Source organism: Desulfocurvus sp. (assembly GCF_023230885.1).
GTDB lineage: Bacteria > Desulfobacterota > Desulfovibrionia > Desulfovibrionales > Desulfovibrionaceae > Desulfocurvus.
This window is the reverse complement of the sequence record NZ_JALNWM010000080.1, coordinates 1-13,603: the sequence shown is the minus strand read 5'-3', so window position 1 is coordinate 13,603 and position 13,603 is coordinate 1. Positions and strand designations below refer to the sequence as shown.

Annotated in this window: 12 protein-coding genes; 8 read left to right on the top strand and 4 right to left on the bottom strand. The window is 70.8% G+C overall.

The window, feature by feature from the left end; translation table 11 throughout:
* The 4 genes from M0P34_RS07445 to M0P34_RS07430 all read right to left on the bottom strand — a co-directional run.
* Window positions 1-890, bottom strand: an 890-nt coding sequence (locus M0P34_RS07445) for a methyl-accepting chemotaxis protein (RefSeq protein ID WP_291498004.1), incomplete at its 3' end; no start/stop codon positions are given.
* A 119-nt stretch (window positions 891-1,009) separates the two neighbouring features.
* Window positions 1,010-3,670: a [protein-PII] uridylyltransferase gene (gene glnD / locus M0P34_RS07440; RefSeq protein ID WP_291498002.1), complete on the bottom strand. Its 2,661-nt coding sequence runs from the start codon at window positions 3,668-3,670 to the stop codon at window positions 1,010-1,012.
* A gap of 219 nt (window positions 3,671-3,889) precedes the next feature.
* Window positions 3,890-4,228 carry a P-II family nitrogen regulator gene (locus M0P34_RS07435; RefSeq protein WP_291497986.1) on the bottom strand — a complete coding sequence of 113 codons (339 nt, stop codon included), beginning with the start codon at window positions 4,226-4,228 and terminating at the stop codon, window positions 3,890-3,892.
* Window positions 4,229-4,295: 67 nt separating this feature from the next.
* Complete coding sequence (locus tag M0P34_RS07430; RefSeq protein WP_291497984.1) at window positions 4,296-5,504, bottom strand: ammonium transporter; 1,209 nt, start codon at window positions 5,502-5,504, stop codon at window positions 4,296-4,298.
* 306 nt (window positions 5,505-5,810) lie between these two features.
* Between M0P34_RS07430 and gpt the strand changes: the two genes are divergently transcribed.
* The 8 genes from gpt to M0P34_RS07390 form a co-directional block, all read left to right on the top strand.
* Window positions 5,811-6,314, top strand: a complete 504-nt coding sequence (gene gpt, locus M0P34_RS07425; RefSeq protein ID WP_291497982.1) for a xanthine phosphoribosyltransferase — start codon at window positions 5,811-5,813, stop codon at window positions 6,312-6,314.
* Window positions 6,315-6,422: 108 nt separating this feature from the next.
* Window positions 6,423-7,583: a BMP family ABC transporter substrate-binding protein gene (locus M0P34_RS07420; RefSeq protein WP_291497980.1), complete on the top strand. Its 1,161-nt coding sequence runs from the start codon at window positions 6,423-6,425 to the stop codon at window positions 7,581-7,583.
* 4 nt (window positions 7,584-7,587) lie between these two features.
* Window positions 7,588-8,655, top strand: a complete 1,068-nt coding sequence (locus M0P34_RS07415; RefSeq protein ID WP_291497978.1) for an ABC transporter permease — start codon at window positions 7,588-7,590, stop codon at window positions 8,653-8,655.
* Between the two features lie 9 nt (window positions 8,656-8,664).
* A complete protein-coding gene (locus tag M0P34_RS07410; protein ID WP_291497976.1) occupies window positions 8,665-9,594 on the top strand; it encodes an ABC transporter permease in 930 nt (309 codons plus the stop codon).
* Window positions 9,591-11,114: an ABC transporter ATP-binding protein gene (locus tag M0P34_RS07405; RefSeq protein ID WP_291497974.1), complete on the top strand. Its 1,524-nt coding sequence runs from the start codon at window positions 9,591-9,593 to the stop codon at window positions 11,112-11,114. The genes M0P34_RS07410 and M0P34_RS07405 overlap by 4 nt, the downstream gene beginning before the upstream one ends.
* Before the next feature lie 174 nt (window positions 11,115-11,288).
* Window positions 11,289-12,029: a basic amino acid ABC transporter substrate-binding protein gene (locus M0P34_RS07400; RefSeq protein ID WP_291497972.1), complete on the top strand. Its 741-nt coding sequence runs from the start codon at window positions 11,289-11,291 to the stop codon at window positions 12,027-12,029.
* A 73-nt stretch (window positions 12,030-12,102) separates the two neighbouring features.
* Window positions 12,103-12,993, top strand: a complete 891-nt coding sequence (locus tag M0P34_RS07395) for an amino acid ABC transporter permease (protein WP_291497970.1) — start codon at window positions 12,103-12,105, stop codon at window positions 12,991-12,993.
* Window positions 12,977-13,603, top strand: a 627-nt coding sequence (locus M0P34_RS07390) for an amino acid ABC transporter ATP-binding protein (protein ID WP_291497967.1), incomplete at its 3' end; no start/stop codon positions are given. The genes M0P34_RS07395 and M0P34_RS07390, both read left to right, overlap by 17 nt.

Below are 13,603 nucleotides of genomic sequence, written 5' to 3'. Positions count from 1 at the left end.
GCGAAGCCGCGCCCGGCGTCGCCCGCCCGCGCCGCCTCGATGGCCGCGTTCAGCGCCAGCAGGTTCGTCTGGTCGGCGATGTCCTCGATGACGTTCATGATCCGCCCGATGTTCTCGGCCTGCGTGCCCAGGCGGTCCATGTTCCCGCGCAGCTCCTCGGACAGGGCGCTGACCTGGCCGATGGCGGCCACGGCGCGCTGGACCACGTCGGCCCCGGCTTCGGCGCGCATGCGCGCCGAGGCGGCGCTGTCCGCGGCGGCGGCGGCGTTGCGCGCGACTTCGAGCACCGTGGCGTTCATCTCCTCCATTGCCGTGGCCGTCTCGGTCATGCGCTCCTGTTGCAGGCGCGTGCCGTGCCCGGCCTCCATGACCTGCGAGGCCAGCCCCTCGGAGGAGTAGGCCACGCGGGCCGAAATGTTGAAGGCCCGGCCGGCCGTGGCCTGGAGCTTGCCCAGGGTGGCCTGGGCGCCGCGCTCCCGCTCGGCGCAACCGGCCATTTCGCCCTGGGCGGCCTCCAGCCGGGCGCGCAGGGCCGCAGCCTCGGCCCCGGCCTCCCGCGCGCGCCCGCCCAGCTCGGCCACCAGCGCGGCCACGGCGTCGTGGACCTCGCCCAGGGGCCCGGCTGGCCGGGGGATGTCCAGGGTGTCGTGGCCGCCCTGGGCGGCCATTCGGGCGGCCCCGGCCAGGGCCCGGGCGGGCTCGCCCACGGCCCGGCGGGCCAGCAGGCCGAGGGGCAGCGCCGCCAGGGCCACGGCCGCCCCCGCGCCCAGGGACAGGGCCGCCAGGGGCCCCGCCCCCTGGTCCAGCCCCAGGGCGGTCAGGGTGCCCGCCGCGGCGACCAGCGCCCCGGCGGCAACACAAACTATCAGGATATTTCTAGAAAAATTCATGCTCGTCCTTCCTTTCCGGAGCTGAAGAACGCACCCGCCAGCCAAACCGGCGCGCGCGCAATCTTCCTGAGCTTTCCATATCACCGGAAGAAAGGAATCGCCAGCCCCTGAACCAAACGTCAGCCCGCCCGCAGGCAGTCCAGCAGGGTCCGCTCCACCGCGCGCAGCCGCTCGGGCCCGGCGATCTTGCCGCCGTCGGCCTCGCGCACATAGAACACGTCGGCCACCCGGTCGCCGTAGGTGGCGATCTTGGCGATGGACAGGGACAGCCCCAGGCCGTGCAGGGCCGTGCCCACATCGTAGAGCAGACCCAGGCGGTCGGCCGCGCCGATCTCGATCACCGTGTGGAAATCCGAGACGGCGTTGCGGATGGCCACCTCGGGCTCCACGGCCAGGGGCCGCGCCGCGCTGGGGGCGTTGCGCTTCTCGCGCAGGCGCCAGTCCAGGTCCAGCCGCCCGCTCATGGCCCCGCGCACCGAGGCCGCCACCCGCGGCCACAGTTCCTGGGCGACCAGGGCCCCAGGAGGATCGGACACGGTGAACACGTCCAGCACCGTCCGGTCGCGCCAGGAAAAGCACCGCGCCGCCACGATGTTCACCCCGTGCAGGGCCAGGACGCCCGCCAGGGTGGCGAACAGGCCCGGGGTGTCCATCCCGGCGACGGCCACCTCCCAGCAGCCGCTGCCCGGCCGGGGCTGGCCGTCCACCACCACGACCCCCGTGCCCCCCCGGCCGCCCGGGCGCACGCGCTCGGCCTCGGCCACCAGCTCCCGCAGGCGGCGGACCATGCCCATGTGGCGCACCACGTCTTCGGGCGCGACGGCGAGCAGGTAGCGCTGGGACATGAGCCCGAGGAAAGCCTCCACCGCCTGGGGCGCGAAGGCCCCCGAGGCCCGCAGGCGCACGGCGTCGCGCGTCCGCTCCAGGGCGCGCACGGCGTCGGCGCTGGCCAGCCGCCCGCCGCGCAGGATGTGCAGGACCTTGGCGTACAGCTCCCACAGCAGCTCCGCCGCCCACGGTTTCCAGACCCCGGGCCCCGTGGCCGAGGCGTCGGCGAAGGACAGCAGCATGAGCATCCGCAGGCGCTGCTCGTCGCCCACGGCCCCGGCGCAGGCGGCGACCACGGCCTCGTCGCCCAGGTCGCGGCGCGTGGCAGTCTCGTAGAGGGTCAGGTGCTCGCCCACCAGCACGGCAACGTCCGCCGCCAGCGCCGGGTCCAGGCCCCAGCGCTCCAGCAGGGCCGTGGCGATGGCCCGGCCCTTGCGCGCGTGCCCGCCGCCCAGACCCTTGCCGATATCGTGCAGCAGCGCCGCGAGCATGAGGGCCAACATCCGCCCGGGGCCGTCCAGCTCGTCGCGCAGGGCGGCGAAGGCCCGGCCGGGCCCGTCCAGGGGCCCTTCCAGCAGCTCGATGGCCCGCAGGGTATGCTGCCCCACGGGGTAGATATGGTAGGTGTCGAACTGCACCAGGTCCTGCACGCGCCCGAAGTCGGGCACAAGGGCGCCGAGGTAGCCCGTCTCCAGCATCTGGCCCAGGGCCGGGGCCGCGCGGCCCGAGCAGAGCACGTCCAGCAGGCCGCGCACGGCGTCCGGGCTGCCGCGCAGCCTCTCGCGCACCAGATGCAGATGCGCGCAGACAAAACCGCGCGCCTCCCAGGACAGGGGCAACCCCGAGCGTGCGCTGTGCACAAAAATGTCAGACAGCACCCGGGGCTCGCGCGGGTAGCCACCGGGCACGTCGAAATGCAGCAGCCCGCCGCCCTCCACCACCCCCGGACCGAGGGGCCGCCCGGAGCCGCCCGCCGGGGCCGGGCGCGCCGCGGGGCCGCCCGCGGCGGGCAGCCCGGCCCAGAAGGCCGCGTGCAGGGCCTTGATGCCGGCCATGTCGCGGTGCAGCCGCCCCAGGAAGCGCTCCACGGCCAGGGAATCCGGCCCGTCCTCGTAGCCCAGGGCGGCGGCCACCCGGGGTTGCAGGGCCAGGTGCAGGCGGTCGTTGCGCCGCCCGCAGGCGTGGTGCAGCAGGTTGCGCACGCGCAGGAGCAGACGCTGGGCGTCGGCCAGGAAATGGGCCTGGGCCTCGGTCAGCCGCCCGGCGCGCAGCAGTTCCTCGAGTGTGCCCGCGCCGTGGTGGATCCGGCCCAGCCAGAGCAGCTGGTGGATGTCGCGCAGGCCGCCGACGCCCTGCTTGAGGTCCGGCTCCAGCAGGGCGCTGGAGTCGCCGTGGCGCGCCAGGCGCTCGGCGTTGCGCCCGGCCAGCCAGTGGGTGAAGGCCCGGGCGCGGGGCCGGGCGACCTTGGCGCCCAGGGCGGCGTCCAGCCCGGCCAGGAGCGCGGCGTCCCCGGCCACGGCCCGGGCGTCCAGCAGCGACGCCAGGACCTCGAAATCCTTGCGCGCCAGGGCCAGGCATTCCTTGACGCCGCGAAAGCCGTGGCCCAGGTCCAGGCCCAGGTCCCACAGCGGGTAGAAGAGCGCCTGGGCCATGTCCAGGGCGCGGGCGGGGATGCGGCCCCGGCAGAGCACGAGGATGTCGATGTCCGAATGCAGGCAGAGCTCGCCGCGGCCGTAGCCGCCCACGGCGGCCAGCACCAGCCCGCCGCCGGGCCCCGGCGCGGCGCCCCGGGGCCAGACCTCGGCCATGCGCGCCTGGAAATAGGCGTCCACCAGGGCCGAAAGCTCCCGGGTGAAGCGGCGGCCCGCGCCGCCCCGGGCGATCTGCTCCGCCAGGGCCTCGCGCCCCGCGCGCAGGGCCTCGGCGGCCTGGGAACCGGTGGCCTTGGGCATGGGCCTCCCGCACGGGGGCGTCCCCGCCGCGCCGTGCCGTGAAAGACCCCCGCGCCCCGAAAGGACGCGGGGGCCCGCGTTTGCTCATGGCCCGCCGCGGGGCGGGCCGCACGATCCTGCATCGCCTCCGCACGGCGGAGCCAGGGATCTTGCGTCAAAAAGCATCCAATTCCGATGCGTTATACGCCCAGGGAATGCGGCCGCATTGCCGGACGCGGACTAGATGGCCTCGTTGCCCGTCTCGCCGGTGCGGATGCGCACCACGTCGTCGACGGTGGAGACGAATATCTTGCCGTCGCCGATCTGGTTGGTGCGCGCGGCCTTCTGCACGGCCGCCAGGGCCTGGGCCAGCATGTCGTCGGCCACGACCACCTCGATCTTGACCTTGGGCACGAAGTCCACCTGGTACTCGGCGCCGCGGTAGACCTCCTTGTGCCCGCGCTGACGGCCGAAACCGCGCACATCGCTGACGGTCATGCCCTGGATGCCCAGCTCCGTCAACGCGGCCTTGACCTCGTCGAGCTTGAACGGCCTGGTGATGATCTCGATCTTCTTCATTTCCGTGAACTCCTTGGATGTCCGGTATAGTCCATGAGGCCCGGGCCGGGCAAGGCGCCCGGGCGGCCTAGAGCTGGTAGCCCGCCTCGCTGTGCTGGCTCACGTCCAGGCCGTTCAGCTCGTCCTCGGGGCTCACGCGCAGGCCCATGACGGCGTCCACCACCTTGAAAAGCACATAGGAAACCGTGAAGCAATAGGCCCAGGTGGCCACCACGGAGAGGAACTGGATCCAGAGCTGGCCGGGGTTGCCCGCCAGAAGGCCGCTGGCGCCGCCAACGGACTCCACGGCGAAGACGCCCGTGGCCAGGGCGCCCCAGGTGCCGCCCACGCCGTGGATGCCCACAACGTCGAGGGAATCGTCGTAGCCGAACCTGTTCTTGAGCAGCACCCCGCCGTAGCACACCGCGCCGCCCACCAGGCCGATGGCCAGGGCGGCCATGGGCGTCACGAACCCGGCGGCCGGGGTGATGGCCACAAGCCCCGCCACGGCGCCCGAGGCCGCGCCCAGGGTGGTGGCCCTGCCGTGGTGCAGCTTTTCCACCACCAGCCAGCCGATGAGGGCGGCGGCGGCGGCCACATGGGTGGTTACGAAGGCGTTGGCGGCGGCGCCGTTGGCGGCCAGGGCGCTGCCCGCGTTGAAGCCGAACCAGCCGAACCACAGGATGGCCGCGCCGGTGAGGGTCATGGGCAGGTTGTGGGGCACGATGGGCTCGGTGCCGAAGCCCCGGCGCCGGCCGAGCACCAGGGCCGCGGCCAGGGCCGCCGCGCCGGAGCTCATGTGCACCACGGCGCCGCCCGCGAAATCCAGGGCGCCCATAGCGCCCATCCAGCCCCCGCCCCAGACCCAGTGGCACATGGGGCTGTAGACGAAAACCAGCCACAGGACGGAAAAGACCACGAAGGGGCCGAACCTGATGCGCTCGGCAAAGGCGCCGGTGATCAGGGCCGGGGTGATGACGGCGAACATGCACTGAAAGACCATGAACAGCAGGTGCGGCAGGTTCGCCGTGGGCCCGCCGGGCTCCATGCCCACGCCGGACAGGAACAGGTAGTCCAGCCCGCCGATGAGCCCGCCCGCGTCGGTGCCGAAGGCCAGCGTGTAGCCGACCACGACCCAGACCACGGTGGCCACGCCGAGCATGACGATGCTGTGCATGGCCGTGCCGAGCACGTTTTTGGCCCGGGCCATGCCGGCATAGAACAGGGCCAGCCCCGGGGTCATGAACATCACCAGGGCGGCACAGACCAGGATGAAGGCGGTATCCGCGGCATTCATGCGCGTCTCCTCAAGAGGACGGAGGTTGACGGAACGGCTAAAAAGCCAGTTTTTGACATTTTTGAATCTTTTAAACTACTATCTTTTACCGATTTTGCAAAACAGCTGCGCACCTCCCGGGCCACCCTGTGCCGCCATCCCGTTGAAATGACACGTCTCCCGGAACAGGCCGTCCCGGAGGCCCCCGCCGCATGCCCCTTCTTCAGCAAAACCGGGACCAAAGCGCGCGGGCCCGAAAAGGCTTGCCTTGGTCGCCGATTTCCATCACAGTCCCCTTTTTCGAAACTCCAGCGATCCGGTCCTGTCATGCCCAGCACCAGCACGCGCTACGCGAAGACCTACCCCGTCTCCTGGGACCAGCTGCACCGCGACGCCAAGGCCCTGGCCTGGCGCCTGGCCGAGCTCGGCCCCTGGGCGGGCATCGTGGCCATCACCCGGGGCGGCCTGGTTCCGGCGTCGGTCATCGCGCGCGAGCTGGAACTGCGGCGCATCGACACGGTGTGCGTGTCCAGCTACGCCTGGAAGGACCAGGGCCGGGCCGAGGTGCTCAAGCCCTGCACCTCCACGGCCGACGGCGCGGGCTGGCTGGTCATCGACGACCTGGTGGACACCGGCGGGACCCTGCGCATCCTGCGCGAGAAGCTGCCCCGGGCGCATTTCGCCACGGTCTACGCCAAGCCGCAGGGCAAGCCCCTGGTGGACACCTTCATCACCGAGGTCAGCCAGGACACCTGGATTCTTTTCCCCTGGGACGCCGAGTCCCAATTCGTACCGCCCATCGTCCAGCTTCGGGAAAACGGGGACGCGTAGGGCCCCGCCCCAGGCCCGCCCCTCCGGCATTCCGGCTTGCCCCACAGGCGGCAGGTAGGATACGGGAGGGGGAAACACTATTTGATTGCAATAGTCATGGAGGAAAGAATGCGCGGATTCCGGCTCATCGCCCTGCTGCTGTGTCTGGCCGCCCTGCCCCTGCTCGCCGCCTGCGGCGAGGACAAGGCCGAAAACAAACCCGCCCCCCAGGCCGCGCCCGCCCAGGCGGAGCCCGCCGCCGAGCCCCAGGCCGCCCCCGCCCAGGGCGCCCAGGGCGAGGACGCCAAGATCGGCTTCATCTACGTTTCGCCCACCGGCGACGCGGGCTGGTCCTACTCCCACGACGTGGCCCGCAAGGTCATCGAGGAGATGCCCGGCGTGACCACCTCCTTCGTCGAGTCCGTGCCCGAGGGCCCCGACGCCGAGCGCGTCATCCTCAACATGGCCCGCAAGGGGTTCAAGGCCATCTTCGCCACCAGCTACGGCTACATGGACTCCATGGAGAAGGTCGCCAAGGAGTTCCCCGAGATCGCCTTCATGCACTGCTCCGGCTACAAGACCGGCCCGAACATGACCGCCTACTTCGGGCGCATGTACGAGGCGCGCTACCTGTCGGGCATGGTCGCCGGGGCCATGAGCAAGACCGGCAAGCTTGGCTACGCCGCCGCCTTCCCCATCCCCGAAGTCATCCGCGGCATCAACGCCTTCGCCCTGGGCGCCCAGGCCGTGAACCCCGCCGCCGAGGTGCGCGTGGTCTGGACCAAGACCTGGTATGACCCCGCCAAGGAAAAGGAAGCCGCCAAGAGCCTGCTCGACGTGGGCTGCGATGTCATCGCCCAGCACCAGGACTCCCCCGGCCCGCAGGAGGCCGCCCAGGAGCGCGGCGTCTACTCCATCGGCTACCATACCGACATGACCGCCTTCGCCCCCAAGGCGCACCTCACCGCGCCCATCTGGAACTGGACCCCCTTCTACAAGGACGCCGTGGAGAAGATCCTCGCCGGAACCTGGCAGCACCAGGCCCTCTGGCCCGGCCTGGCCGAGGGCACCGTGGACCTCGCCCCCTTCGGCGAGATGGTGCCCCAGGACGTGCGCGACATGGTCCTGGCCAAGAAGCAGGAGATCGTCGACGGCAAGTACAAGGTCTTCACCGGCCCGGTCTTCGACCAGGCGGGCAAGCAGATGGTGCCCGACGAGCAGGTGGCCGAGGACAAGGACCTGCTGGGCATGACCTGGTTCGTCAAGGGTGTCGTGGGCACCACCGAATAGGGCGATGCTCGGACTGACCGTCACACGCAGAATGGAGCCCCCGCGCTGGGGCTCCATTTTCATTTTCCCGGTGGCCCTGGGCGTGTCGCTCGGGGTGAGTTGCCTGCTGCTCGCGGCCCAGGGCAAATCCCCGGCCCTGGGGCTGGAGGTGCTGTGGTCCGGCGCCTTCGGCGCGTGGTACACGGTGGAGGACACGCTGCTCAAGACCGTGCCCATCTTCCTGTGCTCCCTGGGCGTGGCCGTGACCTTCCGCATGCAGGTCTGGAACATCGGCGCCGAGGGCCAGTTCGCCCTGGGCGCCGTGGGCGCCACCTGGGCGGCGCTGACCTTCGCGAACCTGCCCGGGGCGCTGCTCCTGCCGCTGATGTTCGCCTGCGCCGCCGCCGCGGGCGGCGCCTGGGCCGCCGTGCCCGCGTGGCTCAAGCTGCGCCTGGGCATCAACGAGATCATCAGCACCCTGATGTTCAACTACATCGGCATCCTGATCCTGGAATACCTGGTCTACGGTCCCTGGAAGGATGCGGGCAGCCACGGCTTCCCCATGACCAGCCAGTTCGTGCCCGCCGCCGTGGTCGGCCATTTCCCCGGCACGCGCCTGCACTGGGGCGTGGCCCTGTGCGTGGTCTGCGCCGTGGGCCTGTGGGTGCTGCTCACGCGCACGCGCCCCGGCTTCGAGCTCAAGGCCAGCGGCGAGAGCCTCCGGGCCGCGCGCTACGCGCGCATGCCCTACAACACCCTGGTGCTGCTGGTCATGGCCCTGTGCGGCGCCCTGGCCGGGTGGGCCGGGCTGCTGGAGGCATCGGCGGTCACCGGGCGGCTCCAGCCCAGCCTGATGGTCGGCTACGGCTTCACGGCCATCGTGGTGGCCTGGCTGGCGCGGCTGTCCCCGGCGCGCATCGCGCTGTTCTCGTTCTTCCTGGCCGCCCTGCGCGTGGGCGCGGAAAACCTCCAGCTGGAGCTGGGGGTTCCGGCGGCCTTCGGCGGCATCATGGAAGGGCTCATCCTGCTCACCGTGCTGGCCGGGCAGTTCTTCAACGGCTACCGCATCCGCCCGGGCGGGGCGCACCGCTAGGAGGCCGACATGGAAGCGGCACTCATCGTCCCCCTGCTGGCGGCGGCCGTGCAGTCCGGCACGCCCATCCTCTTCGCCACCCTGGGCGAGATGTTCACCGAGCGCGCCGGGGTGCTGAACCTCGGCGTGGAAGGCATGATGGTGGTCGGCGCGCTGGCGGCCTTCCTCACGGCCCAGGCCACGGGCTCGCCCTGGCTGGGGCTGCTGGCCGCCGGGTGCGCGGCGGCGCTGGTGGGCGGGCTGCACGGGGTGGTCTGCCTGCACTTCCTGGGCAACCAGACCGTCTCGGGCCTGGCCCTGACCATCTTCGGCGTGGGCCTGGCCAACTACCTGGGCACGCCCTTCATCGGCCAGCGCGCCCCGGGGTTCGAGCCCTTCGACGTGCCCGTGCTCTCGGCCATCCCCCTGCTGGGCGACATCCTTTTCCGCCACGACGCCCTGGTCTACCTGTCCTTCCTGCTGCCGCCGCTGTTCTGGCTCTTCTGGCACCGCACGCGCCCGGGCCTGGCGCTGACCGCCGCCGGCGAGTATCCCCGCGCGGCCTCCGCCGCCGGGCTGAACCCCGTGGCCCTGCGCTGGGCGGGCATCCTGGCCGGGGGCTTCCTGGTGGGCCTTGGCGGGGCCTACCTCTCCCTGGCCTACACCCACCTGTGGACCAACGGCATGACCGCCGGGCGCGGCTGGATCGCCGTGGCCCTGGTCATCTTCGCCTTCTGGCGGCCGGGGCGGGCCATGTTCGGGGCCTACCTCTTCGGCGGGGTCATGGCCTTCCAGCTGCGGCTCCAGGCCTCGGGCACCGACGTGCCCTCCTCCTTCCTGCTCATGCTGCCCTATGCGCTGACGGTGCTGGCGCTGGTCCTGTCGGCCCTGCGCGGGCGCGGCGCCAGCTCCAGCGCGGCCCCGGCGGCCCTGGGCGTGAACATCGAGCCCGAGGGATGACCGTGCAGCCCGCCACCGCCACCCCCCCGCCCCTGGTCCGCCTGGAGGGCATCGGCAAATCCTTCGGCCCGGTGCACGCCAACCGCGACATCACCCTGGACATCCACGCCGGGCGCGTGCTGGCCCTGCTGGGCGAAAACGGCGCGGGCAAGTCCACGCTGATGAGCATGCTCTCCGGCGTGTTCCCGCCCGACTCCGGGACCATCCTGCTCGACGGCGCCCCCGTGCGCTTCCAGAGCCCGCGCGAGGCCATCGACGCGGGCATCGGCATGGTCTATCAGCATTTCATGCTCGTGGGCCGCATGACCGTGGCCCAGAACGTGCTCCTGGGCCAGGACCGGGGCCTGTTCGTACGCCCGCGCGACATGGAGCGCCGCGTGGGCGAGCTGGCCGGGCGCTACGGGCTGGACATCGACCCCGCCGCGCCCGTGGCCGGGCTGTCCATGGGCGAGCGCCAGCGCGTGGAGATCCTGAAGCTGCTCTACCGCGACAGCCGCGTGCTCATCTTCGACGAGCCCACCGCCGTCCTGACCCCCACCGAGGCGGGCCAGCTCTTCGCCGCCCTGCGCCGCATGACCGGCCTGGGCAAGGCCATCGTCTTCATCAGCCACAAGCTGGAGGAGGTTCTCGACGTGGCCGACACGGTGGCCATCCTGCGCCAGGGGCGCATCGTGGACACCGTGGCCCGCCAGGCCGTGACCTCCCGGCACGAGCTGGCCCGGCGCATGGTCGGGCGCGAGGTGCTCCTGGAGATCGAGCGCGCCGAGGCGCCCCTGGGCGGGGCCGTGCTGGAGCTGGAGGGCCTGTCGGGCCACGGGCTGGACGGGCTGGACCTGACCCTGCGCCGGGGCGAGATCGTGGCCGTGGTCGGCGTGGCGGGCAACGGGCAGAAGGCCCTGGTCGACGTGGTCACCGGGCTGGCGGCCCCCGCCGGGGGCGAGGTGCGCCTGCAAGGCAAGCCCTGGGCCGAATTTTTCCGCGACCCGCCCTGGAACGGCGCCGTGGCCCACATCCCCGAAGACCGGCTGGGCGTGGGCACCTGCCCGGAGCTGGACCTGGTGGACAACGTGCTGCTGACCACGCGCAAAGGCTTCGCGCCGGGGCTGTTCCTGGACAAGAAGAGCGCCCTGGGCGCCACGCGGGCCATCATCCGCCGCTTCCACGTCGCGGCCCACGGGCCCGAGGTCCGCGCGCGCCAGCTCTCGGGGGGCAACCTGCAAAAGCTGGTCCTGGGCCGCGAATTCTTCCGCAAGCCCCGGCTCATCGTGGCCGAGCAGCCCAGCCAGGGCCTGGACGTGGCCGCCACCGAGGAGGTCTGGCACCGGCTGCTCAACGCGCGCATGCAGGCCGGGGTGCTGCTGGTCACCGGCGACCTGAACGAGGCCCTGCAACTGGCCGACCGCGTGGCGGTGATGTTCCGGGGCCGGTTCATGGCCGTGCTCGATGCGGCGCAGGCGCGGGACCTGGAAAAAATCGGCCTGCTCATGGCCGGGGTGGACGCCGGGGCGCCCCGGGCGTAACCGCCGGGAAAGAAAAGATTATCAATCCGCCCCTCCCGCCCCTGCCCCGCGCGGGGAACGGCCGCCGGGGGCTTGTCAACGCTGCCCATATTGGAGTACTTGATTTCATTCGAAAATACGGCCCGCCAGGGGCGGGACCGCCACGACCCCAACACAACCCCGGAGGAGCGTACCATGTTGAAGCGAGTTTCCCTGGTCCTCATGGCCGTGGCCATCCTGGCCACCACAGCCCAGGCCAAGACCATCATGTTCGCCTCGGACTGCACCTGGCCGCCCATGGAATTCATGAGCGAAGGCAAGCAGTGCGTGGGCTTCGCCCCCGACCTGGTCATGGCCATGGCCAAGGCCGGCGGCTTCACCGCCAACATCCAGAACACCGCCTGGGACGGCATCTTCGCCGGACTGGCCGCCGGCAAGTACGACGTCATCGCCTCCTCGGTGTCCATCACCGAAGAGCGCAAGCAGGCCATGGACTTCTCCGACCCGTATTTCGAGGTCAAGCAGGGCGTGGTGGTCCGGGAAGACACGGGCATCAAGACCGAGGCCGACCTGGCGGGCAAGGCCGTGGGCGCGCAGATCGGCACCACCGGCTTCTTCGCCGCCCAGCGCATCGCGGGCGAGTCCGCCAAGTCCTATGACGAGGTGGGCCTGGCCATAGCCGACCTGGCCGCTGGCCGCCTGGACGCGGTGATCTGCGACGACGCCGTGGCCGCCGACTACGCCCTGACCAATCCCGAGTACGCCAAGTCCCTGGCCCTGGGCTTCATGATCGTGCCCGACGCCCCCGAGTACCTGGGCTTCGCCGTCCAGAAGGGCGACGCCAAGACCCTGGAGACCCTCAACGCGGCCCTGAAGGCCGTCAAGGACAGCGGCGAGTACGACACCATCTTCAACAAGTGGTTCGGCAGCAACTAGCCGCCCCACACGGCGCCCCCCGGCCCCCTCGCGGGGCGGGCCGGGGGGCGCCGCAGCATCCCCGAGCGTCCCCATGGCAGAAAAAAGACAGGCCAAGATCGATGTCACCGACGGCGCGGCCATCCCGTCCGCCAAGGACCGCGGGCTGCTTTCGGCGTGGTGGGTCTCCATCATCGGCGCCCTGACCGCCATCGCCCTGCTGTCGCTGTCCGACAATCCGGCCTACTTCGCCTCGCTGAAATTCCTGTTCCCCGACGGCATCATCGTGACCTTCAAGGTCACGGTGTTCTCCATCCTGCTGGCCCTGCTGCTGGGGCTGGTCACGGGGCTTGGCCGCATCTCCCACAACCGCGCCGTGAACCTCGTGGCCTCGACCTATGTGGAGGTCATCCGGGGCATCCCGCTGCTGGTGCAGCTCTTCTACATCTACTTCGCCCTGGGCCATGTGTTCCGCAACCTGCCGCGCATGGACGAGGCCCTGGAGATGTTCCAGCACTGGCCCGACTTCGCGGCCTACGGCATGGCCCACATCTGCGATTTCCTGAAGAACATGCCCCCGCTGGTGGCCGCCGTGACGGCGATGGGCTTTTGCTACGGCGCCTACATGGGCGAGGTGTTCCGCGCGGGCATCGAGTCCATCGACAAGGGCCAGACCGAGGCCGCCCGGTCGCTGGGCTTCGACCGCCGCCAGACCATGTTCCTGGTGGTGCTGCCCCAGGCCTGGCGGACCATCCTGCCCCCGGTGGGCAACGAATTCATCGCCCTGCTCAAGGACAGCTCCCTGGTCTCCATCCTCGCCGTGGCCGACATCCTGCGCCGCGGGCGCGAGTACGCCAGCGTGAGCTTCAACTACTTCGAGGCCTACACCATGGTCGCCCTGGTGTACCTCATCATCACCCTGCTGCTCTCCAAGGGCGTGAGCGCCATGGAAAACAGGCTGAACTACTATGACCACCACAACTGAGACTGCCACGGCGGGCGCCGCAGCGTCCGAACCCATCATCCGCATCCGCAACGTCCACAAGTACTTCGGCCAGTTCCACGCCCTGGCCGACGTGAGCCTGGACATCGCGCGCGGCGAGAAGGTCGTCATCCTCGGGCCCTCGGGCTCGGGCAAGTCCACGCTGCTTCGCTCCATCAACCGCCTGGAGGAGATCAACAAGGGCCAGATCGTGGTGGACGGGGTGGACGTGGGCGCGCCGCAGACCGATATCAACAAGGTCCGCCAGGAACTGGGCATGGTCTTCCAGAGCTTCAACCTCTTCCCGCACAAGACGGTGATGCAGAACCTGACCATGGCCCCCATCCGGCTGAAGAAAATCCCCCGCGCCGAGGCCGAGAAGACGGCTATGGCCCTGCTGACCAAGGTCGGCATCCCCGACAAGGCCGGGACCTACCCCAAGCTGCTCTCCGGCGGCCAGCAGCAGCGCGTGGCCATCGCCCGGGCCCTGGCCATGAACCCCAAGATCATGCTTTTCGACGAGCCCACCAGCGCCCTGGATCCTGAAATGATCGGCGAGGTGCTCGACGTGATGGTCACCCTGGCCCGCGAGGGCATGACCATGGTGGTGGTG

Coding starts and splice junctions, on each gene's coding strand:
- glnD (WP_291498002.1), bottom strand. CDS start 3,670: ATGCCCAAGGCCACCGGTTCCCAGGCCGCCGAGGCCCTGCGCGCGGGG.
- M0P34_RS07435 (WP_291497986.1), bottom strand. CDS start 4,228: ATGAAGAAGATCGAGATCATCACCAGGCCGTTCAAGCTCGACGAGGTC.
- M0P34_RS07430 (WP_291497984.1), bottom strand. CDS start 5,504: ATGAATGCCGCGGATACCGCCTTCATCCTGGTCTGTGCCGCCCTGGTG.
- gpt (WP_291497982.1), top strand. CDS start 5,811: ATGCCCAGCACCAGCACGCGCTACGCGAAGACCTACCCCGTCTCCTGG.
- M0P34_RS07420 (WP_291497980.1), top strand. CDS start 6,423: ATGCGCGGATTCCGGCTCATCGCCCTGCTGCTGTGTCTGGCCGCCCTG.
- M0P34_RS07415 (WP_291497978.1), top strand. CDS start 7,588: ATGCTCGGACTGACCGTCACACGCAGAATGGAGCCCCCGCGCTGGGGC.
- M0P34_RS07410 (WP_291497976.1), top strand. CDS start 8,665: ATGGAAGCGGCACTCATCGTCCCCCTGCTGGCGGCGGCCGTGCAGTCC.
- M0P34_RS07405 (WP_291497974.1), top strand. CDS start 9,591: ATGACCGTGCAGCCCGCCACCGCCACCCCCCCGCCCCTGGTCCGCCTG.
- M0P34_RS07400 (WP_291497972.1), top strand. CDS start 11,289: ATGTTGAAGCGAGTTTCCCTGGTCCTCATGGCCGTGGCCATCCTGGCC.
- M0P34_RS07395 (WP_291497970.1), top strand. CDS start 12,103: ATGGCAGAAAAAAGACAGGCCAAGATCGATGTCACCGACGGCGCGGCC.